General features: G+C 67.5%; 24 protein-coding genes and 2 tRNA genes. 13 read left to right on the top strand and 13 right to left on the bottom strand.

What is annotated here, in order from left to right; genetic code table 11:
- Nucleotides 1–9 precede the first annotated feature (9 nt).
- The 5 genes from LRA89_RS09225 to LRA89_RS09205 all read right to left on the bottom strand — a co-directional run bounded on the left by LRA89_RS09225 (nt 10) and on the right by LRA89_RS09205 (nt 5,621).
- Nucleotides 10–528, bottom strand: coding sequence for a tetratricopeptide repeat protein (locus LRA89_RS09225; protein ID WP_230769913.1), 519 nt, complete (start codon nt 526–528; stop codon nt 10–12).
- A 31-nt stretch (nt 529–559) separates the two neighbouring features.
- On the bottom strand, nt 560–1,741 hold the full coding sequence (locus tag LRA89_RS09220; protein ID WP_230769912.1) for an RsmB/NOP family class I SAM-dependent RNA methyltransferase: 1,182 nt from the start codon (nt 1,739–1,741) through the stop codon (nt 560–562).
- An 81-nt stretch (nt 1,742–1,822) separates the two neighbouring features.
- Nucleotides 1,823–3,280 (bottom strand): IMP dehydrogenase, encoded by a 1,458-nt coding sequence (guaB, locus tag LRA89_RS09215; protein WP_230769911.1) that lies wholly within the window; start codon nt 3,278–3,280, stop codon nt 1,823–1,825.
- A 13-nt stretch (nt 3,281–3,293) separates the two neighbouring features.
- Nucleotides 3,294–4,769, bottom strand: coding sequence for a M20/M25/M40 family metallo-hydrolase (locus tag LRA89_RS09210; protein ID WP_230769910.1), 1,476 nt, complete (start codon nt 4,767–4,769; stop codon nt 3,294–3,296).
- Between the two features lie 48 nt (nt 4,770–4,817).
- On the bottom strand, nt 4,818–5,621 hold the full coding sequence (locus LRA89_RS09205) for an HpcH/HpaI aldolase/citrate lyase family protein (protein WP_230769909.1): 804 nt from the start codon (nt 5,619–5,621) through the stop codon (nt 4,818–4,820).
- Nucleotides 5,622–5,672: 51 nt separating this feature from the next.
- Here LRA89_RS09205 and LRA89_RS09200 point away from each other — a divergent pair, with 51 nt between their 5' ends.
- The 3 genes from LRA89_RS09200 to LRA89_RS09190 are packed head-to-tail and all read left to right on the top strand — an operon-like array spanning nt 5,673 to nt 8,968.
- Nucleotides 5,673–6,656 (top strand): SPFH domain-containing protein, encoded by a 984-nt coding sequence (locus LRA89_RS09200; RefSeq protein ID WP_230769908.1) that lies wholly within the window; start codon nt 5,673–5,675, stop codon nt 6,654–6,656.
- Nucleotides 6,653–7,087: an NfeD family protein gene (locus LRA89_RS09195; RefSeq protein ID WP_443024954.1), complete on the top strand. Its 435-nt coding sequence runs from the start codon at nt 6,653–6,655 to the stop codon at nt 7,085–7,087. The genes LRA89_RS09200 and LRA89_RS09195 overlap by 4 nt, the downstream gene beginning before the upstream one ends.
- A 57-nt stretch (nt 7,088–7,144) precedes the next feature.
- Nucleotides 7,145–8,968: a DUF885 domain-containing protein gene (locus LRA89_RS09190; RefSeq protein ID WP_230769907.1), complete on the top strand. Its 1,824-nt coding sequence runs from the start codon at nt 7,145–7,147 to the stop codon at nt 8,966–8,968.
- A 29-nt stretch (nt 8,969–8,997) separates the two neighbouring features.
- Here LRA89_RS09190 and LRA89_RS09185 read toward each other — a convergent pair whose 3' ends face one another.
- Both LRA89_RS09185 and LRA89_RS09180 read right to left on the bottom strand, forming a co-directional pair.
- Nucleotides 8,998–10,191: a zinc-dependent alcohol dehydrogenase gene (locus tag LRA89_RS09185; protein WP_230769906.1), complete on the bottom strand. Its 1,194-nt coding sequence runs from the start codon at nt 10,189–10,191 to the stop codon at nt 8,998–9,000.
- 13 nt (nt 10,192–10,204) lie between these two features.
- Nucleotides 10,205–10,783 carry an SRPBCC family protein gene (locus tag LRA89_RS09180; protein WP_230769905.1) on the bottom strand — a complete coding sequence of 193 codons (579 nt, stop codon included), beginning with the start codon at nt 10,781–10,783 and terminating at the stop codon, nt 10,205–10,207.
- A 185-nt stretch (nt 10,784–10,968) separates the two neighbouring features.
- On the opposite strand from LRA89_RS09180, the gene cysS reads away from it, so the two are divergent.
- The 3 genes from cysS (at nt 10,969) to LRA89_RS09165 (ending at nt 14,502) form a co-directional block, all read left to right on the top strand.
- Nucleotides 10,969–12,408 (top strand): cysteine--tRNA ligase, encoded by a 1,440-nt coding sequence (gene cysS / locus LRA89_RS09175; RefSeq protein WP_230770012.1) that lies wholly within the window; start codon nt 10,969–10,971, stop codon nt 12,406–12,408.
- 183 nt (nt 12,409–12,591) lie between these two features.
- Complete coding sequence (locus LRA89_RS09170; protein WP_230769904.1) at nt 12,592–13,035, top strand: TM2 domain-containing protein; 444 nt, start codon at nt 12,592–12,594, stop codon at nt 13,033–13,035.
- A 96-nt stretch (nt 13,036–13,131) separates the two neighbouring features.
- Nucleotides 13,132–14,502: a class II 3-deoxy-7-phosphoheptulonate synthase gene (locus LRA89_RS09165; protein WP_414887844.1), complete on the top strand. Its 1,371-nt coding sequence runs from the start codon at nt 13,132–13,134 to the stop codon at nt 14,500–14,502.
- A gap of 241 nt (nt 14,503–14,743) precedes the next feature.
- On the opposite strand, the gene paoC is transcribed toward LRA89_RS09165, so the two are convergent.
- The 3 genes from paoC to mutL all read right to left on the bottom strand — a co-directional run bounded on the left by paoC (nt 14,744) and on the right by mutL (nt 19,018).
- Nucleotides 14,744–16,921, bottom strand: coding sequence for an aldehyde oxidoreductase molybdenum-binding subunit PaoC (gene paoC, locus LRA89_RS09160; protein ID WP_230769903.1), 2,178 nt, complete (start codon nt 16,919–16,921; stop codon nt 14,744–14,746).
- The gene (locus tag LRA89_RS09155) at nt 16,918–17,133 is read right to left on the bottom strand and encodes a hypothetical protein (RefSeq protein WP_230769902.1); all 216 of its coding nucleotides are present in this window, start codon (nt 17,131–17,133) and stop codon (nt 16,918–16,920) included. Before LRA89_RS09155 ends, paoC begins: the two co-directional genes overlap by 4 nt.
- Nucleotides 17,134–17,254: 121 nt before the next feature.
- A complete protein-coding gene (mutL, locus tag LRA89_RS09150) occupies nt 17,255–19,018 on the bottom strand; it encodes a DNA mismatch repair endonuclease MutL (protein ID WP_230769901.1) in 1,764 nt (587 codons plus the stop codon).
- A 140-nt stretch (nt 19,019–19,158) separates the two neighbouring features.
- Between mutL and LRA89_RS09145 the strand changes: the two genes are divergently transcribed.
- The 7 genes from LRA89_RS09145 (at nt 19,159) to LRA89_RS09115 (ending at nt 25,060) form a co-directional block, all read left to right on the top strand.
- Nucleotides 19,159–20,202, top strand: a complete 1,044-nt coding sequence (locus LRA89_RS09145) for a rod shape-determining protein (RefSeq protein ID WP_055756311.1) — start codon at nt 19,159–19,161, stop codon at nt 20,200–20,202.
- 18 nt (nt 20,203–20,220) lie between these two features.
- The gene (gene mreC, locus LRA89_RS09140) at nt 20,221–21,120 is read left to right on the top strand and encodes a rod shape-determining protein MreC (RefSeq protein ID WP_230769900.1); all 900 of its coding nucleotides are present in this window, start codon (nt 20,221–20,223) and stop codon (nt 21,118–21,120) included.
- Nucleotides 21,117–21,617 carry a rod shape-determining protein MreD gene (mreD, locus tag LRA89_RS09135; RefSeq protein ID WP_055756315.1) on the top strand — a complete coding sequence of 167 codons (501 nt, stop codon included), beginning with the start codon at nt 21,117–21,119 and terminating at the stop codon, nt 21,615–21,617. Before mreC ends, mreD begins: the two co-directional genes overlap by 4 nt.
- Nucleotides 21,614–23,647 (top strand): penicillin-binding protein 2, encoded by a 2,034-nt coding sequence (gene mrdA, locus LRA89_RS09130; RefSeq protein WP_230769899.1) that lies wholly within the window; start codon nt 21,614–21,616, stop codon nt 23,645–23,647. The genes mreD and mrdA overlap by 4 nt, the downstream gene beginning before the upstream one ends.
- Entirely contained in the window at nt 23,644–24,780 is a 1,137-nt protein-coding gene (rodA, locus tag LRA89_RS09125; protein ID WP_230769898.1) for a rod shape-determining protein RodA, read from the top strand. Before mrdA ends, rodA begins: the two co-directional genes overlap by 4 nt.
- Nucleotides 24,781–24,894: 114 nt before the next feature.
- Nucleotides 24,895–24,970 (top strand) — tRNA-Lys (locus tag LRA89_RS09120).
- A gap of 14 nt (nt 24,971–24,984) precedes the next feature.
- Nucleotides 24,985–25,060, top strand: a tRNA-Lys gene (locus LRA89_RS09115).
- Nucleotides 25,061–25,315: 255 nt separating this feature from the next.
- Here the strand turns inward: LRA89_RS09115 and LRA89_RS09110 are convergent.
- The 3 genes from LRA89_RS09110 to fabZ form a co-directional block, all read right to left on the bottom strand.
- A complete protein-coding gene (locus LRA89_RS09110; protein WP_055756320.1) occupies nt 25,316–25,645 on the bottom strand; it encodes a PilZ domain-containing protein in 330 nt (109 codons plus the stop codon).
- Between the two features lie 83 nt (nt 25,646–25,728).
- Nucleotides 25,729–25,962, bottom strand: coding sequence for a 50S ribosomal protein L31 (rpmE, locus tag LRA89_RS09105; RefSeq protein WP_055756321.1), 234 nt, complete (start codon nt 25,960–25,962; stop codon nt 25,729–25,731).
- 98 nt (nt 25,963–26,060) lie between these two features.
- Nucleotides 26,061–26,531, bottom strand: a complete 471-nt coding sequence (gene fabZ / locus LRA89_RS09100) for a 3-hydroxyacyl-ACP dehydratase FabZ (RefSeq protein WP_414886797.1) — start codon at nt 26,529–26,531, stop codon at nt 26,061–26,063.
- Between the last annotated feature and the right edge of the window lies 1 nt (nt 26,532).

Below are 26,532 nucleotides of genomic sequence, written 5' to 3'. Positions count from 1 at the left end.
CTTCCCCCGTTACTGCTGCGTCGCGCCCGCCGTGCCCGGCACCACCGGCGGCGTCTGCTGCGCGGTGGCCGTCACCGGCGGACCCTTGGCGATCACCGCCGCCAGTTCGCCCGCCGCCGGGCAGGTCGCACCACATACCGTGCGCAGCTTCGCCAGCGTCTCGCGCGCCTTGGTCACGGCACCCTTTTGCACCAGTGCCTCGCCCTCGCCCTTCAGCGCGGCGACGTCATTGGGTTCGAGCGTCAGCGCCTCGCGGTACAGGCGGATCGATTTACCGGGCAGCCCCTGCGCGCGGGCGATGTCGGCCAGCGCCACGAACGCCTGCCGGTTGCGCGGATCGATCACCAGCGCGCTTTCGATCAGCCCGGTCGCACCACTCGTGTCGCCAGCGGCCTGCGCCGCGCGCCCCTGTTGCAGCAATGCCATCGAGCGCGGGTCGATCTGCGCATCGGGGCGCTGGCCGCTCAAGGACGTGGAGGCACAGACAAGGGCAAGCGCCGCTGCCACCGAGACCGAGGTAATCCGCATCAACATCTCCGGTTGTCCCGTGCCCTGCGCGTCAGGCCCGGCCCAGTCGCGCGACGAAGAAACCGTCGGTGGAGTCATGGGCGGGGGTCAGGCGCATGCCCGGACCGTGGACGCGCCCGCGCGGCAATGCAAGCGGCAGCGCGCGCCAGTCGGGCCGGCGATCGAGGAACGCTGTGACCTGCCCCGCGCCTTCGTCGTCAAGCAGCGAGCAGACGACATAGGTGATCGTGCCCGCCGGCGCGGTCAGGTCCGCCGCCACGTCGAGCAGCCGCGCCTGCGTGGCCACCACCCGCGCCAGCCGGTCGGGGGTCAGCCGCCAGCGCGCCTCGGGGTTACGCCGCCATGTGCCGGTGCCCGAACAGGGCGCGTCGACCATCACCCAGTCGGCCTGTCCGGCGACATCGGCGAGCATCGCGATTTCCTTGCCCGGATCGATCAGCCGGGGTTCGGCGATCGTCACCCCGGCACGCGCGGCGCGGGGGGCAAGGCGTGACAGGCGCGGACGATCGGTATCGGTGGCGAGGATACGCCCCTGCCCGTTCATCTGCGCGGCGATCGCCAGCGTCTTGCCGCCGCCACCCGCGCACAGGTCGATCGCGAAGCCGCCCGGTTCGGCACAGGTGGCGAGCGACACGATCTGGCTGCCGATGTCCTGCACCTCGCCGCGACCGTCGTTCAGCACGCCGTTCTGATCGATCGCGGCATCCGCGGGCAAGCGAATGGCGTCGGGCAGGTCGGCGGCGGGCTCGCCACCGATCTCGGCCAGCACCGTATCGCGATCGGCGGTCAGCCGGTTGACGCGAATGTCGAGCGGGGCGCGGTCGAGCAACGCGACGAGTTCGGTGTCGCCCAAACCGGCGGCGGCGAACGCCTCGACCAGCCAGCGCGGCGCCGGCCCTGCCTCCGCGCGGGGTTCGCCGGGCTCGATCGGTGCCGGGCCATAAGGTGCGCCGTCGAAGGTCGCCGCCAGCAGCGGATCGGCATCGGCCATCGCGAGGATCGCCGAACGCGCGCTCACCGGCGGTTCGCCAAAGCGGCGCACCGCATCATAGGCGAGCGTGCGGATCGCCCGCCGGTCCTTGGAGCCGGCATAGCGCCGCGCGGCGAAGAAACGCTTCGCCACCTGATCGCCCGCCGCGCCGCCAGCGCGCGCCGCATCGAGAATCGCATCGACCAGATCGATCGCCGCCTGGGTCCGGGCCGCCGGGGTCATGCGCAGTTATCCTGAAAAATCATGCGCGACGCTACCAACATAACCTACATCAATCCAGTCGGACGGCCGCGCTTCGCCTGCTTACCGCGTCGGATAATTGGGTGCCTCACGGGTGATCGTCACGTCATGGACATGGCTCTCGCGCAAGCCCGCATTGGTGATGCGGACGAAACGCGCCCGGTCCTGAAGATCGGTGATGGTATTCGATCCGGTATAGCCCATCGCCGCCTTCACGCCGCCGACCAACTGGTGGATGACGTCCTTGGCCGGGCCCTTGAACGCCACTTGCCCCTCGATCCCTTCGGGCACCAGCTTCAACTGGTCCTTGATGTCCTGCTGGAAATAGCGGTCGGCCGAGCCCTTGGCCATCGCCCCGACCGATCCCATGCCGCGATAGCTCTTGTAGGCGCGGCCTTGGTACAGGAACGTCTCGCCGGGTGCTTCCTCGGTGCCGGCCAGCAGCGATCCGATCATCACCGCCGACGCGCCGGCGGCCAGCGCCTTGGCGACGTCGCCCGACGTGCGGATGCCGCCGTCGGCGATCACCGGCACGCCGGTGCCGGCCGCCGCCTTCGCCGCGTCCATCACCGCGGTCAACTGCGGCACGCCGACGCCCGCCACGACCCGGGTGGTGCAGATCGATCCCGGCCCGATGCCGACCTTGATGCCGTCCGCCCCCGCATCGATCAGCGCGCGGGTCGCCTCGCCGGTTGCCACGTTGCCGGCGATCACCTGAACGTGCGGCGCGATCGCCTTCACCCGGCGCACCGCCTCGGCGACCTGCCGGTTGTGGCCGTGCGCGGTGTCGATGACGATCAGGTCGCATTCGGCGTCGATCAGCGCCTCGGTCCGCTCATAGCCCTTGTCGCCGACGGTCGTGGCGGCGGCGACGCGCAGGCGGCCGGTGCCGTCCTTGGTCGCGTTGGGATAGGTGACGGCCTTTTCGATGTCCTTGACGGTGATGAGACCGACGCAATGATACTTGTCGTCGACGACCAGCAGCTTTTCGATCCGGCGCTGGTGAAGCTGGCGGCGCGCCTCTTCCTGCGAAACGCCGACACGGACCGTCGACAGATTCTCGTGCGTCATCAGTTCGGCGACCGGCTGGTCCGGGTTCTCGGCGAAGCGCACGTCGCGGTTGGTCAGGATGCCGACCAGCTTGCCCGACCCTTCGACCACCGGAATGCCGCTGATCCGGTGGCGCTGCATCAGCGCGCGCGCGGCAGACAGCGGCGCATCGGCGGCGATGGTGATCGGGTTGACGACCATGCCGCTCTCGAACCGCTTGACCGCGCGCACCGCCGCCGTCTGTTCCTCGATCGTCAGGTTGCGGTGAAGCACGCCGATGCCGCCCAGTTGCGCCATGACGATCGCCATGTCCGCCTCGGTCACGGTGTCCATCGCCGACGAGAGGAACGGAATGTTGAGCGTCAGATCGCGCGCGACGCGGGTGCGCGGATCGGCCTGGCTGGGGAGCACGTCCGATTCCTGCGGAACCAGCAGTACGTCGTCGAAGGTGAGGCCGAGGGTGATGTCCATGGGGGTCGCTTCTTTACTTCGTCGGTTGGGCGGGGGCGGCGGGGGTCGGGTAGCGCGCGGGATCAGCCAGCGCGCGGGCGAGCGCGACGTGCAAATCGGCATCCTCGGCCGCGCCGGTCAGGTCGATATGCGCCATGTCGTCGGTCGGCTTGTGATACGGCCCGTCGAGATAGGCGAATAGCCGCTTCATGTCGCTGACCGATCCGGTCGCCATGACGGCGGGGATGCCACGCTGGCCGAACGCCCAGCCGTCCTGCCGCTGGACCATGATGTTCGCTTCGATGTCGGTATCGACCTTGCGGCCGATCGCGCGGGCGGTCTGGTCGACGATGGCGTCGATCGCGGGGTGGTTGCCGCGCCCGACCATCGCCATCGGCATGCCGACGGGCACGATCGCCGAGGTATCGATGTTGAGGTTCACGACAACCTTGAGCGGCGTGTCGGCGATCGCGGCGGCATAGGCGTCCGCGCCGATCAGGCCCTTTTCCTCCGCCGTCGTCGCGACGAAATAGACGCTGCGGGGGCTACGCGGCTGTTTGGCCAGCACCTTGGCCACTTCGATCAGGATCGCGGTGCCGCTGGCGTTGTCGGCGGCACCGTTGCAGATGCGGTCGGCCGCACCTTCGGGGGCGCAGATGCCGATATGGTCCCAGTGCGCCGACAGCAGCACCGCCTCGTTCGGACGCTGGGTGCCCGGAAGCATGCCGACGATATTGGCGGTGGTATAGCGGCGCGCGGTGCCGGTCGCGGCAATATCGATCGTCGCGTCGGAGCGGACCGGGCGGAAGGTCGGGACAATCGCCGCCGTGCGCAGGTCTGCGGCGCTCCGGCCCAGCAAAAGCTGCGCCGCATCGGGCGACACGACGCCGGTGAAGCCGGGCCGCCTGACCGGACCGGCGATCGTCAGTTCCGAAAAGGAATGCGCAACGTCTGCCCATGGCGCCTGCGCCGAGGCGATCAGCAGCACGCCGAGCGCGCCCGCCGCCTGCAATGCCGCATTGCGATCGGCGTTGGGCACCGGCGGCGCATCGGGCGCGGTGCCGCCGATCACTACCGCGACCGCACCGGTCAGGTCGGTGCCCGCCATCTGATCGGGCGCGCCGCGTCCGACGAACACCAGCGGCGCGCGGGTGATGCTGGTCGTGGGAGCAAGGCCAAGTCCCGCGATCTGGTTCGCCCCGAGCGCCACCGGCTTACCGCTGCGCGTCACCGTGCCGGCGATCGTCGCGGCGCGAACGTCGGTCATCGCCACTTCCTGCCGCCAGCGGCCATCGGGCGCGCCGGGCTGCAATCCGGCGGCGGCGAACGCCTGCAACACATAGGCTTCGGCCCGATCACCGCCAGGCGTGCCCGGCTCGCGCCCTTCATACGCATCGCTGGCGAGCACCGCGACATGGTCGCGCAGCATCTGCGGGGTGATCGTTTGGGCGAAGGCGGACGTCGCGGCGAGCAGGCCAGCGGCGAGTCCGAGGATCGGGCGGAGCGACATGCGCCCCACTATCGATCCGAAACGTGACGGGCAAGCGTCAACGCGCAGTTATCGTCGCGAACGGGCGATCAACGCCCGGGCAGTTTCGACATGCAGATCCTCGACCATCCGGTCACGGAACCGCTCCGCCCCGCCGCTGGCCGCCGCGATCAGCGCGTGCGCGTCGGCCAGTTCGGTGTCGGACGGCGCGAAGGCGGCGTTGGCGGGCGCGACCTGATCGGGATGGATCAGCGACTTGCCATCGAAGCCGAGCAGCCGCCCCTCGGCGCATTCGGCGGCGAGGCCGTGCGCGTCGGCGAGCGCGTTGAACACCCCGTCGATCGCCCAGCCGCCCGCCGCCCGCGCCGCCAGCACCACCGCCTGCAACGCATGGGCGAGCGACGATCGCGGCGCGTGCGGCGGCAGGCGCAGCGTCGCCGCCAGATCGTTGGTGCCGACCATCAGCCCGACGACGCCCGGCGTGGCGGCGATCGATGCGGCAGAGAGCACCCCCTTCGGCGTCTCGATCATCGGCAGCAAAGCCCGGCCCCCAAGCGGCGCGAGGCCGGCGGCATCCTCCACCTTGGGCACCACAACCAGCGCCGGATCGATCGTCGCCAGTACCGCGAGGTCGGCGGCGGCATGCACGCCGTCGAGCGGGTTGATCCGCACCCCGACCGGCCGGTCGCCCAGCGTCGCCAATGCTTCGGCAAGGCCGGCGCGCGCGCCATCCTTCTCGTCCTCGCGTACCGCATCCTCCAGATCGAGGATGATCCAGTCCGCAGCGAGGCTCGCCGCCTTGGCGATCATGCGCGGGCGCGACGCGGGAACGAACAGCAACGATCGCGGCGGCAGGGTTCGGGCTTGGTCCATCGCGCCGCTATGCTAGGGTATGGCGGTTGCAGGCAAGCAGGGAGAGACGCGATGATACTGGGCGTGATCGCAGGGCTGGTGCTGCTGGTGCTGCTCTATCTGTTCGCCAGCGTGAAGATCGTCACGCAGGGCTATCAATATACCATCGAACATTTCGGCCGCTTCACCGCCGTCGCCCGGCCGGGGTTCAATTTCTACCCCGCCTTCTTCTACCGCGTCGGTCACAAGATCAACATGATGGAACAGGTCATCGACATTCCGGGGCAGGAGATCATCACCCGCGACAATGCGATGGTGTCTACCGACGGCGTCGTGTTCTTCCAAGTGCTCGATCCCGCCAAGGCGGCCTATGAGGTGTCCGACCTGTATATCGCGCTCCAGCAGATCACGACCACCAACCTGCGCACCGTCATGGGGTCGATGGACCTCGACGAGACGCTGTCGAAGCGCGACGAGATCAACGCGCGGCTGCTGGGCGTCGTCGACCATGCGACCAATCCATGGGGGGTGAAGATCACCCGCGTCGAGATCAAGGACATCCGCCCGCCCGCCGACATCGTCAACGCGATGGGCCGCCAGATGAAGGCCGAGCGCGAGAAGCGCGCCAACATCCTCGAAGCCGAAGGCACCCGCGCGTCGGAGATCCTGCGCGCCGAAGGACAGAAACAGGCGCGCATCCTCGAAGCCGAGGGCCGGCGCGAATCGGCGTTCCGCGATTCCGAAGCGCGCGAACGCGCCGCCGAGGCCGAGGCGATGGCGACGCGCGTGGTCAGCGACGCGATCGAGGCGGGGGGCACGCAGGCGATCAACTATTTCATCGCGCAGAAATATGTCGAGGCGGTCGGCAAATTCGCTACCAGCCCCAATGCCAAGACGATCCTGTTCCCGGTCGAGGCGACGCAGTTGATCGGGACGCTGGGCGGCATCGGCCAACTGGCGAAGGAAGCGCTGGGCGAGATCAAGACCCCCGCACCGACCAAACCGATCGTGCCGCTGACCGCCGAACACGCGGCGGCGGACCCGTACCAGCGGTGATCGACAGCGGCTATCTCTGGCTGATGCTGGCGGTGGCGCTGGGCGTCGCCGAACTGGCGGTGCCGGGCGTGTTCCTCGTGTTCGTAGCACTGGCGGCGGCGATCACCGGACTGCTCGCGCTGTTGTTCCCACCGCTGACGTTGCCCGCCGAACTGGTCGTGTTCGGCGCGTGGAGCGTGGTGACGGTGCTGGTCGGGCGACGCTGGTACGCCGACTATCCGGTCGACAGCGCCGATCCGTTGCTCAACGATCGGGCTGCGCGGCTGATCGGGCAGGAGGTGGTGGTGATCGAACCGATCGCCGGGGGCACCGGCCGGGTGCGCGTCGGCGACAGCGACTGGATCGCGCGCGGCGCCGATCAGGCGATCGGCACCCGCGTTCGCATCGTCGGGGTGTCGGGATCGGTGCTGAACGTCACCGCCGCCGATTGACGTCGCCGGGCGGGCGGACAAGTATCGGCGCGAACGATCTTGTCCGAAGGAAAGCCCATGGACCTCACCCGCCGCGACTGGATCGCGGGTGCCGCCGCCTCGACGCTCGTCACCGCCCTCCCCGCCCGCGCGCAGGCCCCTGCCAAAAGCGCGGCGGACGCATCGGCCGAAGCGACGCTGTCGCGCATCGCCGAGGCGCTGCTCGCCGACAATCCCGAGGGCGCGACCGGGCTGGGCATCGATACCGGCGCGCGGGCGGCACTCAAGTCGCAGCTCGGCGACCGATCGGCGGCGGGGCAGCGCAAGGTCGCCGACCATCTGCGCCAGCATGTCGCGACGCTCAAGGCGATCGACACGACGAAACTGTCGCCCGCCACCCGCACCGACGTCGACGTGGTGCGCACCGCGTTCGAAACCGCGCTAGACGGCTTCGCGCTGCCCTATGGCGACGTCGCGGTCGGCGGCTGGCGCAACACGCCGTATGTCGTGATCCAGAACGTCGGCGCCTATCTCGACGTACCGCGCTTCCTCGACAGCGATCATACTATCGCGACCCGCGCCGATGCCGACGCCTATCTCGCCCGGCTCGACAGCTATGCCACGCAACTGGACGGCGAAACCGAACGGATGCGCGCCGCCTCGGCGATGGGGGTGGTCGCGCCTGACTTCCTGCTCGACAAGACGCTGGTGCAACTTGGCAAGTCGCGTAGCGGCGATCCGGCGGGGTGGGACATCGTGACCTCGCTGGCGCGCCGGACAAAGGACATTCCGGGCGACTGGGCCGCCCGCGCCACCGCGATCGCCCGCGACAAGGTCGGCCCCGCGCTCGACCGACAGATCGCGGCGGTCCGCGCCGATCGGGCGAAGGCCACGTCGGATGCGGGCATGTGGGCGCGGCCGCAGGGTGATCGCTGGTACGCATGGGCCCTGCGCGCCTCGACCACCACGACGATGACCCCGGACAAGGTCCATGCGCAGGGCCGCGACGAACTGGCGCGGTTGCAGGGGCAGATGGACTCGATCCTGCGCAAGCTCGGCTATACGCAAGGATCGGTCGGCGAGCGGATGACCGCGCTCGGCAAGGACCCGCGCTTCGTCTTTCCCGAAGGCGATCCCGGCCGCGCGCAGATCATGGCGCTGGTCCAGAACCGCCTGAGCGATATTCGCGGCCGAATGCCGCGCGCGTTCAACACGCTGGCGCCGGGCAATGTCGAGGTGAAGCGCATCCCGGCGGTCGAGGAAGCCGGCGCACCCGGCGCCTATGGCGGGGCGGGATCGATCGACGGCAAGACGCCCGGGCGCATATGGATCAACCTGCGCACCACCGGCATCTGGACGCGCTATTCGCTGCCGACCTTGGTGTATCACGAAGCGATCCCCGGCCATGTGTGGCAGGGCGAATATACCTTCCGCCTGCCGCTGGTCCGCTCGCTGCTCCAGTTCAACGCCTTTTCCGAAGGCTGGGCGCTGTATGCCGAACAACTGGGCGACGAATTGGGCGTATATGACGGCGATCCCGTCGGACGGCTCGGCTATCTCCAGTCACTAGCGTTCCGCGCCTGCCGGATGGTCGTCGACACCGGCCTCCACGCCAAGCGCTGGACGCGGGCCCAAGCGATCGACTGGTTCGCCACCACCAACGGATCGAGCGTCGACGAGGTATCGGGCGAGGTCGATCGCTATTGCTCGTGGCCGGGGCAGGCGTGCGGCTACAAGGTCGGCCATTCCGAAATCGTCCGCCTGCGCGGGGTTGCCGAGCGGGCACTGGGGCCGCGCTATGACTTCAAGGCGTTCAACGACGCGGTCGTGCAGGGCGGCGGTGTGCCGATGACGGTGCTGGCACGCAACGTCGATGCGTTCGTGAAGGCGCGGCGGGGGTAGCGTCCCCCGCCGCCGGGCGGAACCGTCGATCAACCGGTCGCCGCTTTTGCCCAATCGGGCTTCAGCACGACCTTGGTGCAGACATTCTGTTCGTCGTGGAATTTCCGGTAACCCTCGGGCGCATCCTCCAGCGCCATCCGGTCGGAAATAAGGAAGGTCGTGTCGATCTTGTCCTCCATGATCGCCGCCAACAAGCCGGGCAGATAGCGCTGGACATGCGTCTGCCCGGTCTTGAGCGTCAGCCCCTTTTCCATCAGCGCGCCGAACGGGAATTTGTCGATCATCCCGCCATAGACGCCGGGCACCGAAACGCGGCCCCCCTTGCGACACGCGACGATCGCCTGCCGAAGCGCATGCGGCCGATCGGTGCCAAGGAAGGTCGACGCCTTGATCTGATCGACGATATTGTCCACGAACAACCCGTGACTCTCCAACCCGACGCTGTCGATCACCGCATCGGGTCCGATCCCGCCGGTCATCGTCATCAGCGCGTCGTAGATGTCGGTTTCCTCGAAATTGAGGACTTCTGCCCCCAGTCCCTTGGCCAGCGTCAGCCGGTGCGGGAAATGATCGATCGCGATCACGCGGTGCGCGCCCATCAGCAACGCCGACTGGATCGCGAACAGCCCGACCGGACCACAGCCCCATATCGCGACAATATCGCCGTCCTCGATGTCGGCATTCTCGGCCGCCATCCATCCGGTGGGGAGGATGTCGGACAGGAACAGCACCTTGTCGTCGTCGATCCCGTCGGGGATTACGATCGGCCCGACATCGCTGAACGGCACGCGGACATATTCCGCCTGCCCGCCGGGATAGCCGCCGGTCATGTGGCTGTAGCCGAACAGGCCGGGGGCGACCTGCCCCCACAGTTCCTGCGCAATATCCTGATTGTCGGCCGGGTTGCCGTTGTCGCAGCCCGAATATTGCTGCTTGGAACAATGGTAGCAGCTTCCGCAGGCGATGACGAAGGGCACGACGACGCGCTGCCCCTTCCTCAGCGTGGACCTGGAACCCGTCTCGACCACCTCGCCCATGAATTCATGGCCGAGAATGTCACCCGCCTGCATCGTCGGGATATAGCCGTCGTACAGATGCAAGTCCGACCCGCAGATCGCGGTCGAGGTGATCTTGATGATCGCGTCGCGCGGATTGATGATCTCGGGATCGGGAACGTTGTCGACGCGGACGTCGTGCTTGCCGTGCCAGGTAAGTGCGCGCATGGCGGCCGCTCCTTTACGATTTGGGTTTGCGGTTGGGGGGAGTCGTCGTCGCGATCTCGCCCGTCTCCATCAGTTGCTTGAAACGGCGCAGGTCGCGACGCGCTTGGATCGCCGGTTCCTGCTGCGTCACCTTGGCGACCAGCTTGCCGACGATGCCGCCCGGCGGGTCATAGGCGATGACCGCCGTCACCACCGTGCCGCGTCCGGGCGCAGCCTCGGTGAACGACACCCGCCCGCTGTTGGCCACATCGGCGTTTTCGGCCTTCCAGCCGATCCGCTCGCCCTCGACATCCTCGGTGACGACTGCATCCCATTCATACGGACCGTTGGGTCCCTTCACGACCCAGTGCGACCGCTCCCGGTCGATCACGTCGATCGCTTCGATGTTCAGCATGAAGGTCGCGAGGTTCGCGAAGTCGCGCCAATAGGCATAAAGCTCGCGTGCCGGACGATTGATCGTCACCGCGACGCCCGACACCGACGATTCGCCGTGCGGGGCCGCTTCGCTGCGTTCCGCCTTGTCCTTGGCAGTAAAGGCGGGCGCATCGTCGTGAACGATGTCGCCGGGATAATCGGGTTCGACCATGGCCATGCGCTCCCGCTGGCCGGATACAGGGCATCCGGTGGTTGATGTGGATCAAACTATTGATCGGTAATCATTTTTCGATCACGATGGGACCAACCGTCCGCATCGGCGGGCGTTCCGCCACGCGGCCGATTTACCCGCCGAACGGTAGCGATTTGCAGACGGGACGCGGCGCGCTACACGCCTCCGCCATGTACGGTGCCCTGCTTTCGCTCCACAATTCGCTGACGCGCACGCTTCAGCCGTTCCAGCCGCTCGATCCCGCCCGGGGGGTGCGCATGTATTCGTGCGGGCCAACGGTCTACAATTATGCGCACATCGGCAATCTGCGCGCCTATGTGTTCACCGATACGCTCAGCCGCGTGCTGCGCTGGAAGGGCTATGCCCTGACGCACGTCATCAACATCACCGACGTCGGCCATCTGACCTCCGACGCCGATGCCGGCGACGACAAGATGGAGGCCGCCGCGAAGGCGCGCGCGCAGAGCATCTGGGAGATCGCCGCCCATTATACGCAGGCGTTCAAGACCAACCTGCGCGACCTCAACATCGACGATCCGACCCGCTGGTCGGTCGCGACCGACCACATTGCCGAGATGATCGCCTTCGCCGAAAAGATCGCGCCCGGTCATTGCTACGAACTCGACAGCGGCCTGTATTTCGACAGCGCGACCGTGCCCGACTATGGCGCGCTGGCCGGCGGGCAGGACGATGCCGCCGAGGGCCGGATCGATCCGGTGGCGGGCAAGCGCCATCCGCAGGACTTCGCGATCTGGCGCAAGACCCCGGTCGGTGAGAGCCGCCAGATGGAATGGGACTCGCCCTGGGGCAAGGGCGCGCCGGGCTGGCATCTCGAATGCTCGGTGATGAGCCTCAAATATCTGGGCGCCCCGTTCGACATCCACACCGGCGGCATCGACCACCGCGAGGTGCATCACCCCAACGAAATCGCGCAGAACCAGGCATGGTGCGGCTGCGGCGACAGCGGCGCGGCCTTCTGGCTGCACAACAACTTCCTCGTCGACCGGTCGGGCAAGATGTCGAAGTCGAAGGGTGGCTTCACCACGCTTCGGACGCTGATCGACGCCGGGGTGCATCCGCTCGCCTATCGGCTGATGTGCCTGTCGGCGCAGTATCGCTCCGAACTGGAATTTTCGTCCGACAATCTGCTGGCGGCGCTGACCCGGTTGAAGCGGCTGGTGATGACCGTCGCCGCGCTGAAGACGCGCGCCTCGGGCGAGGGTGATGCGGGCAAGGCCGCCGCCTATCGCGAACGGCTCGACATGGCGGTGTCCGACGATCTGGGCACGCCGCGCGCACTGCCGGTGCTCGACGAGATGCTCGCCGACAAGAAACTGTCGCCCGCCGACCGGATCGCGGCGCTCGCTGATTTCGACGCAGTGCTCGGGCTGCGGCTGGGGTCGCTCGACCGCGCCGAACTGCGCCTGCGCCCGGCCGGCGCGACGATCGATGCCGACACGGTCGAGGTTCGTCTCGCCGCGAGGCGTGAGGCCCGCGCCGCCAAGGATTTCGCGGCGAGCGATGCGATCCGCGACGAACTGACGGCGGCAGGGATCGAGGTGATGGACGGCGATTCCTTGGCATGGGACTGGCAGCCGACGTTGCCGTAACTCGCCCCCCTCCCTGACAAGGGAGGGGCTGGGGGTGGGTAGGCCCGAGGTACGCGCAACCTTCTCCGCGGGCCGGCCCACCCCAACCCCTCCCTTCCAGGGAGGGGCAGGCAAGCAACGCTAACCCCTTGCACGCTCCACCCCTTCCCCGTCATATCCGCCCACGAATCATCGGGGGACGATATGCGGGGACAGGTACTGGGCGTCGATCGGGACGGACGCGAGGGGCGGATCGCCGGCGACGATGGCCAGCGCTACTGGTTCGAACCCGACGACTGGAGCGACCGCATCGGCCCGGCGGTCGGCGCGCATGTGGACTTCGAGAGTTCGAACGGCCGCGCGCTGCGCATCTATCACGTCCCCGGCACGGTCGTACCGCGCCCGGTCGAAGCGCCGCGCCAGCGCCGGCGGGGACGCAAGGACAAGCTGGCCGCCGCGCTGCTCGCCTTTTTCCTCGGCATTTTCGGCATCCATCGCTTCTATCTGCGGCGCACCGCGTCGGCGGTGGCCATGCTGGTGCTGACCTGCACCGTGTTCGGCCTCGCCGTCACCAGCATCTGGGCACTGGTCGATTTCGTCCGCTATCTGGTGATGGATCAGGAAGAGTTTACCGAACGCTACGGTTGATCGATCCGCGCGACCGGCGGGCAAAGCTTTCCTTCATTGCGCGTGGCGGCCGTTTCGCGCATGGGAATTACCCGTTTTCGTAGCATGGATTTCGTCATGGCCAATTGGGCACCCGATAGCTGGACCAACGCGCAAGCGCGCCAGATGCCCACCTATCCCGACCGCGCGGCATTGGACGCCACCACCCAGGCACTGGCGTCCTATCCCCCGCTGGTGTTCGCCGGCGAAGCGCGCAACCTGACCGCCGAACTGGCGCAGGTAGCGCAGGGGAAGGCGTTTCTGCTGCAGGGCGGCGACTGCGCTGAAAGCTTCGCCGAATTCCATCCGAACAACATCCGCGACACCTTCCGCGTCATCCTCCAGATGGCGGTGGTATTGACCTTCGCCTCCAAGCTGCCGACGGTGAAGGTCGGGCGGATGGCGGGGCAGTTCGCCAAGCCGCGCTCGGCCGATACCGAGGTGATCGACGGCGTCGAACTGCCAAGCTATCGCGGCGACAACATCAACGACATCGCCTTTACTCCCGAAGGCCGCATCCCCGATCCGCAGCGCATGATCCGCAGCTATTCGCAGGCGGCGGCGACGCTCAACCTGCTGCGCGCGTTCGCGACTGGCGGCTATGCCAATCTGCATCAGGTGCATCGCTGGACCCACGACTTCATGGGCCGCAGCCCGTGGGCCAAGAAATACGCCGCCGTCGCCGACCGCATCGGCGAGGCGCTCGACTTCATGGCGGCCTGCGGCATCGACGCCGACAGCGTGCCGCAGTTGAAGGCGACCAGCTTCTACACCAGCCACGAAGCGCTGCTGCTGCCCTACGAACAGGCGCTGACCCGGCAGGATTCGCTGACCGGCGACTGGTACGACACCTCGGCGCATTTCCTGTGGATCGGCGACCGCACCCGCTTCGACGGATCGGCGCATGTCGAGTTCCTGCGCGGCATCGGCAACCCGATCGGCATCAAATGCGGGCCGAGCCTCGAACCCGACGCGCTGCTGCGCATGCTCGACACGCTGAACCCCAAGCGTGTGCCGGGGCGGATGACGCTCATCACCCGCTATGGCCACGACAAGATCGAGAGCGGCCTGCCGAAACTCATCCGCGCGGTCCAGCGCGAAGGCCATCCGGTGGTGTGGTCGTGCGACCCAATGCACGGCAACACGATCAAGGCGACGACCGGCTACAAGACGCGGCCGTTCGAGCGCATCCTGGCGGAAGTCCGCGGCTTCTTCGCCGTCCACCGGGCCGAGGGCAGCCATGCCGGCGGCATCCATGCCGAGATGACCGGGCAGAACGTCACCGAATGCACCGGCGGCGCGATCGCGGTGACGGAGCAGGCGCTGGCCGACCGCTACCACACCCACTGCGACCCACGCCTCAACGCCGGGCAGAGCCTCGAACTGGCGTTCCTGCTGGCGGAGATGCTCAACACCGAAATGGCGGAGCGCCGCCGGGTCGCGGCGTAACGCTTACCCTCGTCATGCCGGCGAAGGCCGAGATCCATGGATACGGGCGTTCTCGCAGGAGCCGCGACGTTGCCTGTCCATGGATCCCGGCCTTCGCCGGGATGACGAACGTGGCCCGGTAGCGCCACCACCACCAAGCGTCATTCCCGCGAAAGCGGGAATCCATTGCCGCCAGCGGTCGCGACCCTCCCGTACCGTCAGCGCCTATGGACTCCCGTCTGCGCGGGAGTGACGAATGGGTTTACCGGTCCAAACCCGCCAACACCTTGTCCAGCGTGATCGGATACTCGCGCACCCGCACCCCGGTGGCATTGTACACCGCATTGGCCACCGCCGCGCCGACGCCACAGATGCCGAGTTCCCCGACCCCCTTCGCCTTCATCGGCGACGAATACGGGTCCTCCTCATCCAGAAACACGACCTCCTGATACGGAATATCGGCATGGGTCGGCACATGATATTCGGCCATGTCGTGGTTGATGAACCCACCCAGCCGCGCGTCGACCACCAGCTCCTCGGTCAGCGCCGCGCCGACGCCCATCGTCATCGCCCCCAGTATCTGGCTGCGTGCCGCCTTGGGGTTCAGGATGCGCCCGGCGGCGAACACGCCGGTCATCCGCCGCACGCGGATTTCGCACGTTTCGTCGTCGACGCCGACCTCGACGAAATGCGCACCGAACGTCGCCTGCACGAATTTCTTGGTCAGGTCGCCGAACTCGATCCGGTCCTCGACCTCGATCCCCTCGGCCCCCGCCGCTTCGCCGAGCGACGCCGACCGGTTGCCCGACCACACCCGCCCCTCGGCAAAGCGCGCGGTGGCGGCATCGAAGCCGACCGCCTCGGCGATCCGGTCGCGTAGCCCCACGCAGGCGGCATAGACCCCGGCGGTCGAGCTGTTCGCGCCGAACTGCCCGCCCGACCCGGCCGACACCGGAAAGCCCGACTCCCCCAGCCGTACCGTCACCTGATCCAGCTCGACGCCGAGCATCTCGGCGGCGGTCTGCGCGAGGATGGTGTAGCTGCCGGTGCCGATGTCGGTCATGTCGGTGGTGACGGTGACGCACCCGTCCGCCGCCACCCCGACCCGCGCCGCCGATTTCAGCACGATGTTGCCGCGATACGCCGCCGCCATCCCCATGCCGATCCGCCAGCGGCCATCACGCACCCGCCCCGGCTCGGCCACCCGCCGCTCCCAGCCGAACCGTGCCGCGCCTTCGCGCAGGCACCCGATCAGGTCGCGGTGCGAAAACCGCCGTTCGGGCTTTTCGGGGTCGACCTGCGTATCGTTCAGAATGCGCAGCTCGACCGGATCGACACCCAGCGTTTCGGCCAGCTCGTCCATCGCCGCTTCCAGCGCCATCATCCCCACTGCCTCGCCCGGCGCACGCATCGCGTTGCTCTCGGGCAGATGCAGTTCGGCCAGCCGCTCGACCACCAGCCGGTTCGGCGCGGCATACAACTGCCGGGTCTGTGCGCCCGCCCCTTCGGGGCTGCCGCCGGGCAGGTCGCCCGACCAGCTATCATGGCCGATCGCGGTCAACCGCCCCTCGTGTGTCGCGCCCAGCCGGATACGCTGGATCGTCGCCGATCGATGCGTCGTGTTGTTGAACACCTGCGGGCGCGCCAGCACTACCTTGACCGGCCGCCCGACCGCCCTCGCCGCGACCGCCGCCAGCACCGCATCGGCGCGCACCCACAGTTTACCGCCGAAGCCGCCGCCGACATGATGCGCGACGATCCGCACCTTGTCTCTGGGGATGCCGAGCACCTTCGCCATGTCGCGCGCGGCCCAGTCAACCATCTGGTTCGCGGTCCACAGCGTCAGCGTGTCGCCCTCCCACGCGGCGATCGAGGCATGCGGCTCCATCATCGCATGGGCATGATCGGGGGTGGTGTAGGTCGCATCGACGCGCACCTCGGCCTCTGCAAAGGCGGTGTCGAAATCACCGTGCCGTTTCGCCGAATGCGGCTTGGCGGCATCGTCGCGCGCCTGCGCCAGATCGAAGCTGCCCTCGTCCGCCGCATAGTCGACCCGCACCAGCCGCGCCGCCGCCCGCGCCACCTCGAACCCGTCGGCGACGACCAGCGCCACTGCCTGCCCGAACTGGTCGACCTGCGGCCCGGCCAGCATCGGCGCCTTGTGATCGTCGCCCAGCGCCAGCTCGCCCGCATTCTCATGGGTCACGACATGGCGCACCCCCGGTGCCGCCAGCGCGGCCGACGCATCGATCGCCACGATCCGCCCGCGCGCGATCGTCGCGCCGACGATCACGCCGAACAACTGCCCCGGCACGTCGAACTCTGCGGCATAGGTCGCCCGGCCCGATACCTTAAGCGGCCCCTCAATCCGGTCGGTCGGGCGGCCCAGCACTCGCATCGCGTCGGTCGCGTTCGGGCCTGCGATGTCGGTGAACTTCATGATCCTGCCCCTGTGTTGTCGCGAGCCATCGCGATCTTCGCTCGATCCGCCGCGACGCTCCATAGTGTCAGCAAAAGCATGACGGACGAGGTCCAATAGCCGGCGCTTTGCCCGGACCAGATGAGATAAATGAAATAAAAAACAAGCCCAACGCCGGATATGATCCGGGCCAAACGCATGGCGGGATGAACAAGCAGAAAATTGATGCTCATTTCAAAATCCTTACATCACGGCTGACCGTTCCGGCGATTGCATTAAACACAATGTTTACTACGAATAGTGGAAATTCAGAAACTGGCCGATCGGCGTGATAAACTTCATGGTCCTGACTTCCTATTTCCGGCCGAACAGCCGTTCAATGTCGCCATGCGCCAGCTTGATCCACGTCGGGCGGCCGTGGTTGCACTGGCCGGAATGCGGGGTCACTTCCATTTCGCGCAGCAGTGCGTTCATCTCCGCCACCGACAACACCCGCCCGGCACGAACCGATCCGTGGCAGGCCATCGTCGCCGCGACGTGATCGATCCGTTCCCTGAGCGACAGCGCGGCATCGTGCGCGCGGATCTCGTCGGCCAGATCGGTGACGAGGCCGACGACATCGCCCTGCCCCAGCACCGCCGGCGTGGCGCGTACCAGCATCGCGCGCGGCCCGAACCGTTCCAGCTCCAGCCCGAACTCGGCCAGCTCGGCCCCACGTTCTTCCAGCGCGTCGCACGCCACCTCGTCCAGCTCGACCACTTCGGGGATCAGCAGCGCCTGGGTCTTGACCCCGCCGGTCGCCAGCCCCTTGCGCATCCGTTCCAGCACCAACCGTTCGTGCGCGGCATGCTGGTCGACCAGCACCAGCCCGTCCTCGGCTTCGGCGACGATATAGGTCCGCGCGACCTGTCCGCGCGCCGCGCCCAGCGGGAATTGGGTGGAGGCCGGCACCGGTTCGACCGCCGGCTCGGCGCGTGCCTGTGGTGGCGGCGCGAAGAACGTCGCGCGGCGTTCGTGAAACGCGAAGCCCGGCGATGGCGCGGCCTCGGCCAGCGGCGGCAGCGGCGCGGGCGCGACGATCTGCTCTCTGGTCCATGCCGTCATCGCCACGTCGGCCGGCCGCTGCGCTGCGCGGAACCCTGCCTCGTCGAGCGCGCGGCGCAGGCCCCCGACGATCAGCCCACGCGCGGCGGCGGGATCGCGAAACCGCACCTCGGTCTTGGCCGGATGGACGTTCACGTCGATCAGATCGGGATCGACGTCGAGGAACAGCGCCACCACCGCATGACGATCGCGCGCCAGCATCTCGGCATAGGCGCCGCGCACCGCTCCCGACAGCAACCGGTCGCGCACCGGCCGGCCGTTGACGAACAGATACTGGTGATCGGCCACCCCCCGGTGGAACGTCGGCAGCCCGGCGACCCCGCCCAGCCGCATCCCCTCGCGCGCCCAGTCCAGCCCGACTGAATTGGCGGCCAGCGCCCGGTCGATCAGGCCCGCGACCCGCTCGGGCCGCGACTCAGCCCCCTGCACGCTCAACACCCGCCGCCCGTCATGATCGAGCGAGAAGGCGATGTCACTGCGCGCCATGGCGAGGCGTTTCACCTGATCGACGCAGGCGCCAAATTCGGCGCGCGCCGATCGCAGGAACTTGCGCCGCGCCGGCACCCGCGCGAACAGCCCCTCGACGCGGATGCGCGTGCCCGGCGGCACGGCGGCGGGCCGGTCCTCGACCACCTCGCCATTGTCCACCGTGCGCAACCAACCTTCCGCGCCCGCCGGCCGGCTCTCGATCGCGAGTCGCGCCACGCTGGCGATCGAGGGCAGCGCCTCGCCCCGGAATCCCAGCGTCGTCACCGCCTCGATCCGGTCGTCGGGCAGCTTCGATGTGGCATGGCGTTCGAGCGAAAGTGCCATTTCGGGAGGGGTCATGCCGCACCCGTCGTCGCTCACCTCGATCAGATCGATGCCGCCACCGGCGATTTTCACGGCGATCCGGCTGGCCCCGGCGTCGATCGCGTTCTCGACCAGTTCTTTCAACGCGGAAGCAGGGCGTTCCACCACTTCGCCCGCCGCGATACGGTTGACGAGATGCTCGGGGAGACGGCGTATTGACATGGAGATCGCTCTAGCCCAAGCGGCCTCATCCCGCGACCTGGAACTGCCATCGTGCAACCGATCGGATAACCGATCGGACGGGTCGAGGTACAAGCTGCGAACCGCCGCGTCGGGACACGCGGGCAACGACGGAAGTATCGATGGCCTTCTTCTCGCGTTTCTTCAAGTTCATGTCGCACGATATGGCGATCGATCTCGGCACCGCCAACACGGTGGTGTATCTGCGCGGTCGCGGCGTCGTGCTGAACGAGCCGTCGGTCGTGGCGGTCGAGACGCTGAACGGTGTCAAGCGGGTCAAGGCGGTCGGTGACGACGCCAAGCTGATGATGGGCAAGACCCCCGGCTCGATCGAGGCGATCCGTCCGCTTCGCGACGGCGTCATCGCCGACATTGACGTCGCCGAACAGATGATCAAGCACTTCATCCAGAAGGTGCATGGCCAACGCCGCTTCATCCGCTGGCCGCAGATCGTGATCTGCGTACCGTCGGGCTCGACCAGCGTCGAGCGCCGCGCGATCCGCGACGCCGCGTCGAACGCCGGCGCATCGCAGGTCTGGCTGATCGAGGAGCCGATGGCCGCCGCGATCGGGGCCGACATGCCCGTCACCGAGCCGATCGGGTCGATGGTCGTCGACATCGGCGGCGGCACCACCGAAGTCGCCGTGTTGTCGCTGCGCGGCCTCGCCTATTCCACCTCGGTGCGCGTCGGCGGCGACAAGATGGACGAGGCGATCGTCAGCTATGTCCGCCGCAACCACAACCTGCTGATCGGCGAAGCCACCGCCGAGCGGATCAAGCAGGAAGTCGGCACCGCCAAGCCGCCCGCCGACGGCATCGGCACGCTCATCTACATCAAGGGCCGCGACCTCGTGAACGGGGTGCCCAAGGAAATCCAGATCAACCAGGGCCAGATCGCCGAGGCGCTGTCCGAACCCGTCGCCGCGATCGTCGAGGGCGTGCGGATCGCGCTCGAGAATACCGCGCCCGAACTGGCCGCCGACATCGTCGATCAGGGCATCGTCCTCACCGGCGGCGGCGCGCTGCTCCAAGGCATCGACGAGGTGCTGCGCGACGAAACCGGCCTGCCGGTGACGGTCGCCGAGGACCCGCTGACCTGCGTCGCGCTTGGCACCGGCCGCGCGCTCGAGGATCCGATCTACAAAGGCGTGTTGCTCGCCGTCTAAGCGTAAGGACCGGGGGCAATGGCGCCGCCACGCAATCTGCGGCCGGGATTTTCACGTCGGGCGCAATATACCGTGTTCGCCGCCTATGTCATGGCGGCGACCGGCGCGCTGCTCGGCGCGATCCTGCTGACGATCTCGATCATCGATCCGCGCGCCTTCGCCTCGCTGCGCGGCGCGCTGCGCGAGGCGACGACACCGATCTCCGCCGTGCTCGACTGGGGGGTCGATGGCCTCGCCTCGATCCCGCGCGGCATCGGCGATCATTTCGGCACGGTCAGCGAGAACCGCGCGCTGAAGGCGCGGGAGGAAGCCACCCGCCGCTATCTGGTGCAGGCACGCCTGCTCAACCGCGAGAACCAGCGGCTGCGTGCCCTGCTTGCCCTGCGCGACCGTTCGCCGATGCCGGTCGCCACCGCGCGGCTGGTCAACAGCTCGGCCGGCAGCACGCGACGTTATGCGACGCTGAACGCCGGATCGCGTCAGGGCGTGCTGCGCGGCCAGCCGGTGCGCGGCCCCAACGGGCTGATCGGCCGCATCGTCGAAACCAGCCCCAACACCGCCAGCGTCCTGCTGGTGATCGATCCTGAAAGCATCGTGCCGGTGCTGCGCACCCGGGACGGGCTGTCGGCGATCGTCGCAGGGCAAGGCAACGGCATGGTCGAGGTCCGCTCGGCCGGCATCGTCAACGTGCCGTTACTGGCCGGCGACCTGTTTGTGACCTCGGGCACCGGCGGCATCTATCCGCCGGGCGTGCCGGTGGCGCGCGTGGTCAAGAGCGCGCGCGACGTGGCCCCGGCCCGCGCGCTTGCCAACCCCGAAGGGCTCGACTTCGCGCTGGTCGAACGCACCTATCTTCCCGCGCCGGTGCCCCGCCCGACGCCGAGCGCCACGCCGACGCCGCGGCCCGCCGCCGAATGAAGCTGCTAGGGCCTGTCGACGACGGCACCGACCGCATCATCGCCAGGCGTGCCGTGCTGAGCATCCTCGCCGGATCGCTCGTCACGCTGATCCCGGTGGTGGCCAAGGTGCCGTTCCTGCCGCCGTTCGGGCTGATGATGCTGCTCGGCTGGCGGCTGCTGCGCCCGCACACCCTGCCCATCTGGGCGGCGGCACCACTCGGCTTGTTCGACGATCTGGTGAGCGGTCAGCCGCTGGGCAGCGCGATGCTGTTGTGGCAATTGTGCATGCTGATGCTCGACTTCGTCGATACCCGCATGATGACGCGCGACTTCTGGCAGGACTGGCTCCTCGCCGGCGGGTCGATCGCGCTGTCGCTCGTGCTCGGCCGCGCCTTCGCCACCAGCCTGGGCGCGCATGTCGATACCGCATTGTTGTTTCAGATCATCGTTTCCGTGGCGTTGTTTCCACTGGCGACGCGGCTATGTACGGCGCTGGGTGGCCGTGAGGATGAATGAGCAGGATCGTCACCGAAGCCCAACAGGCATTCAGCTTCTCCCGGCGGGCGATGGTGCTGGGCGGCGCGCAGGCGGCGGTCGGTCTGGTCCTCGCCGGGCGGATGACATGGCTCTCCGTCGCCGAGAACGAGCGCTATAACCTTCTTGCCGAAAGCAACCGCGTCAACCTGACGATGATCCCGCCGCGGCGCGGGTGGATCATCGACCGGCATGGCGCGCCGATCGCCAACAACCGCACCGACTTTCGCGTCGACCTGATCCCCGACCGGATCGAGGACCGTGACCGCGTGCTGGGCGAACTGCGCCAGTTGCTCGCGCTGACGCCCGAAGACATGGCGCGCATCCAGACCGATCTGGAACGCGCACGGCGGTCGCAACCGGTGCAGGTGGCCGAGAACCTCGACTGGGAACGCTTCGCGGCGGTCAGCGTCCGCCTGCCCGAACTGCCCGGGGTTCAACCCACGCGCGGCTTCTCGCGCAACTATCCGGCCGGCGCCTCGGTGGCGCATCTCACCGGCTATGTCGGTGCCGCCACCCGCGAGCAGTATAAGGAAACCCGCGACCCGTTGATGAACACGCCGGGCTTCAAGCTGGGCAAGGACGGGCTGGAAAAGGCGCTTGAGCCCCGGCTGCGTGGCGTCGCCGGGGCCAAGCGGGTCGAAGTCACCGCGCGTGGTCAGGTGGTGCGCGAACTCGAAACCCGCCCCGACCGGCAGGGGCAGAACGCCCGGCTGACGATCGACCTCGGGCTACAGGAATATGCCGCCCGCCGCCTCGGCCCCAATTCGGGGTCGGCGGTGGTGATGGATGCGATCACCGGCGACGTGCTGGCGATGGTTTCGATGCCGGCCTATGACCCCAACAGCTTCTCCGACGGCATCGGCCGCCTCGAATGGAAAATGCTGTCGGATGACGATCATATTCCGTTGATGAATAAGACCTTGCAAGGTCTTTATCCCCCCGGTTCTACGGTCAAGCCGATGCACGCGCTGGCGATATTGCAAGCCGGGATCGACCCGCATCGCCGCGTCAACTGTTCGGGCGTGTTGCAGGTCGGCACCGGCCGCTTCCATTGTCACAAGCGCGGCGGCCATGGCCCGCTCGACATGGTCGGCGCCGTCGCGCAAAGCTGCGACATCTATTTCTACACCATGGCCCGCGAACTCGGCTACGACCGGTTCGCCCCGGTCGTCCGATCGATGGGACTGGGGCAGGAATTCGAGCTTCCCTTCCAGTCGCAACGCTATGGCACGGTGCCAGATAGCGCGTGGAAGTTGCGCAAATACAAGCAAAAATGGACCGTGGCGGACTCGGTCAACGCCTCGATCGGTCAGGGCTATGTCCTTACCAATCCGCTGCAACTGGCGGTGATGGCGGCGCGCATCGCACAGGGGCGCCACGTCGTTCCCCGGCTGTTGCTCGACACCCCGCACCGCCCGGCGCAATCGATGAACATCGATCCAGAGATGCTGGCGACAGTCCACAAGGCGACATGGGCGGTCATCAACGGCGGCGGCACCGGCGGCCGCTCGCGGTTTCAGGGGCTGCCCGGCATCGAACTGGCGGGCAAGACCGGCACCGCGCAGGTCCGCCGCATCACCATGGCCGAACGCCGCACCGGCGTGCTCGGCGACGGCGCGCTGCCGTTCCGCATGCGCGACCACTCGCTCTTCATCGGTTATGCCCCTGCCGACAAGCCGCGCTATGCCGTCTCGGTCGTCCTCGAACACTCGGGGCACATCTACACCGCCGCACCGATCGCCAGCGACATCCTGTCATGGCTGTTCGACCGGGAAAAGGCGATGAAGCGCCTCGAACCGCTCGAGCGCGAATGGGGCGGCGATGTGAAGACCCGCATGGACAGCCAGTGGCGCGCGTTTCAGGCGGCACAGGCCGCCCCGGTCCTCACCGTCCCCGCCACCCCGGCGGATGTCGAGGGGGCCACCACCAACGTCGTCGACAGCGCGGTGAACCAGAGCCAGCCTGACACCGCCGTCGCCCAATCGAACGTGACCGAACGGACCGAATGAAACGCATCAACCAGACGACGTCGCACGGCCTCGGCTTCGTCCCCGCCCCGCTCGCGCAATTGCCGTGGCGGGTGCTGTTCCTGCTGCTGGCGATCAGCGGCTTCGGCATCGTCGTCCTGTTCTCCGCCGCCGGCGGCAGCCCGTCGCCATGGGCCGAACGACAGGGGATGGCGTTCTTCATCTTCCTCGCCGGCGCGATCGCGCTGTCGCGGGTCCGGGTGTCGTTCTGGCAGAATATGGCGCTCCCCGCCTATGCCGTCATCACCGTCAGCCTGATCCTCGTCGAACTGCTGGGAGCAGTGAAGGGCGGGTCGCAGCGCTGGCTCGATCTGGGCATCATCCGGGTGCAGCCGTCCGAATTCATGAAGCCGGTGATGGTGCTGGCACTGGCGCGCTTCTACGACCTGTTGCCTGCCGGTGAAATCCGCCGTTTCGCGGCGGTCTGGCCCGCCGCGATCATGCTGGGGCTGCCCGCCGGGCTGGTGATGCTGCAACCCGATCTTGGCACCGCGCTGATGATTACCAGCGGCGGCCTGACCGTCATGTTCCTTGCCGGTCTGCCGATCCGGCTGTTCGTCGGCGGCGCACTGGCCGTCGCGATCGCGGCCCCCCTCGCCTTCCAGTTCCTGCTGCATGACTATCAGCGCAATCGCGTGCTGATCTTCCTCGATCCCGAAAGCGATCCGCTGGGCACCGGCTATCACATCAGCCAGTCGAAGATCGCGATCGGTTCGGGCGGCATCTTCGGCAAGGGGTTCCTGAACGGCACCCAGAGCCATCTCGACTATCTCCCCGAAGGCCATACCGACTTCGTGTTCGCGACGATGGCGGAGGAATGGGGACTGATGGGCGGCATCTTCCTGATCGCGGCGTTCATCCTGCTGGTGCGCTGGGGCGTGAACGTCGGCGTGCGCGCCGAGGGCCGCTTCGCCAAGCTGGTCGCCGGCGGCCTTGCCACCACCATCTTCTTCTATGTCGCGATCAACCTGATGATGGTCATGGGCTTGGCGCCGGTCGTCGGCATCCCGCTGCCGCTCGTCAGCTATGGCGGATCGGCGCAGATGACGGTGCTGGGCTGCATCGGCATCCTGATGGCGATCGACCGCCAGAACCGCGACCGGGTGCGCTTCTGACGCTAATTTCCGGCATGCCGAAAAATAGGGTTTGCATCGGGGACAAGGTTCGCTAAAGGCCGCGCTCCAACGGCGGAACGGCTCCAAACCGGCCCGCCCCATCGCCCAGGCGACGGACGCATAGCTCAGTTGGTAGAGCAGCTGACTCTTAATCAGCGGGTCCTTGGTTCGAGCCCAAGTGCGTCCACCACCTGTCCAGCGCATGGACGCATAGCTCAGTTGGTAGAGCAGCTGACTCTTAATCAGCGGGTCCTTGGTTCGAGCCCAAGTGCGTCCACCACTGCCGCCCCAGGCGCGGCTATCCTGCACCGCTTCATCGTGACAGAAGAGCGTCGTATACGCTCTTTGACGGGTCTGGCAGCATTCTCCGTCAAGCGTTCATCCCGGCGAAGGCTGGAATCTTCCGGTGATGGCGCGCGACAGAAACCGCATAATGTGCGGGGGCGACATCTCCACGAAGCGGGATTCAACGGCAACGACCCGACGCAAACTTCGGCAGCGTTCCGTGTAAACTTTGGGGGGATACCCCGCCCGCTCAATGGCGGCGGGCGTTCACTTCCAGCAGATGCTCGAAATCGGCCATCTCCAGCGTCTCGATGAACTCGCAGCCGGCTTCGTAATCGGTAGCGCGCATCACCCGCACTGCACGCGGTGCGGCCAGCCCCGGCAGCGTCAGCCACAGCGTGGCGCCCTTGGCCAGCGCCGAATAGGTTTGCAGGCGAACGCCATGGATCGAGATGTCGACGACCTTGCATAAGGTTCGGTCGAGGCCGCCGCGCCCCAGCTTGGCATCCAGCGAAACCGGCGCGCGCGGGCTGCGACGGCGTCCGTCGAGCTGGGCCGGTTCATATTCGGCAGCGAACATGCTTCCCATTCCTCCTGAGGGAGGAGCCTAACGCACCGTGGTAAACAAACCCTTGTCCACCACGGCGCGTCAATACGAGTATATTATTTCTTGGTGCCGAGCGACAGGCCACCGAAGCGCTTGTTGAAGCGAGCCACCTGGCCGCCCGCATCCAGCATCTGGCCGCGACCACCGGTCCACGCCGGGTGCGCCAGCGGATCGATGTCGAGCGTCATCAGATCGCCTTCCTTGCCCCACGTCGAGCGCGTCTCGAACACGGTCCCGTCGGTCATTTGCACCTTGATGGTGTGATACTCGGGGTGGGTATCTTTCTTCATGCGCTTGTCTCCGAAAATGGCTGGTTCCGACCAGCCCTGTAAGCGAAGGCGCGCCCGTACACGGACGCGCCTTCCTTGGCAACCATCGCTGCTGTATCTCAGGCCTTGGGCGGGTCGGCGATCATCGCGGTGAACTCGCATTCGGCGGCAAGCTCGCCATCGATGCGCGCCTTGCCGGCGAACTTGCACACCCGCGCGCGCTTCTGGAGGAACTCGGCCTCCAGCGTCAGCAGCACGCCCGGCTCCACCGGCTTGCGGAACTTCACGCCATCGATCGACATGAAATACACCAGCTTGCCAGAGCCAGCGAGGCCGAGGCTCTCGACCGCGAGGATGCCGGCGGCCTGCGCCAGCGCCTCGACGATCAGTACGCCCGGCATGATCGGCCGTCCGGGGAAATGGCCCTGGAAAAAGCCTTCGTTGATCGTCACCGCCTTGATCGCCTTGATCGACCGGTCGGGGATCAACTCCGCCACCCGGTCGACCAGCAGCATGGGGTAGCGATGCGGGATCGCCGCCATCACCCGGGTGATGTCGAACGGTCCGATCGACGTCGCTTCCCCCTCCACG

The organism is Sphingomonas sp. Leaf4, from assembly GCF_920939515.1.
Lineage (GTDB): Bacteria > Pseudomonadota > Alphaproteobacteria > Sphingomonadales > Sphingomonadaceae > Sphingomonas.
Note: the sequence above shows the minus strand (reverse complement) of the source record. Positions and strands in the feature narration are given on the sequence as shown.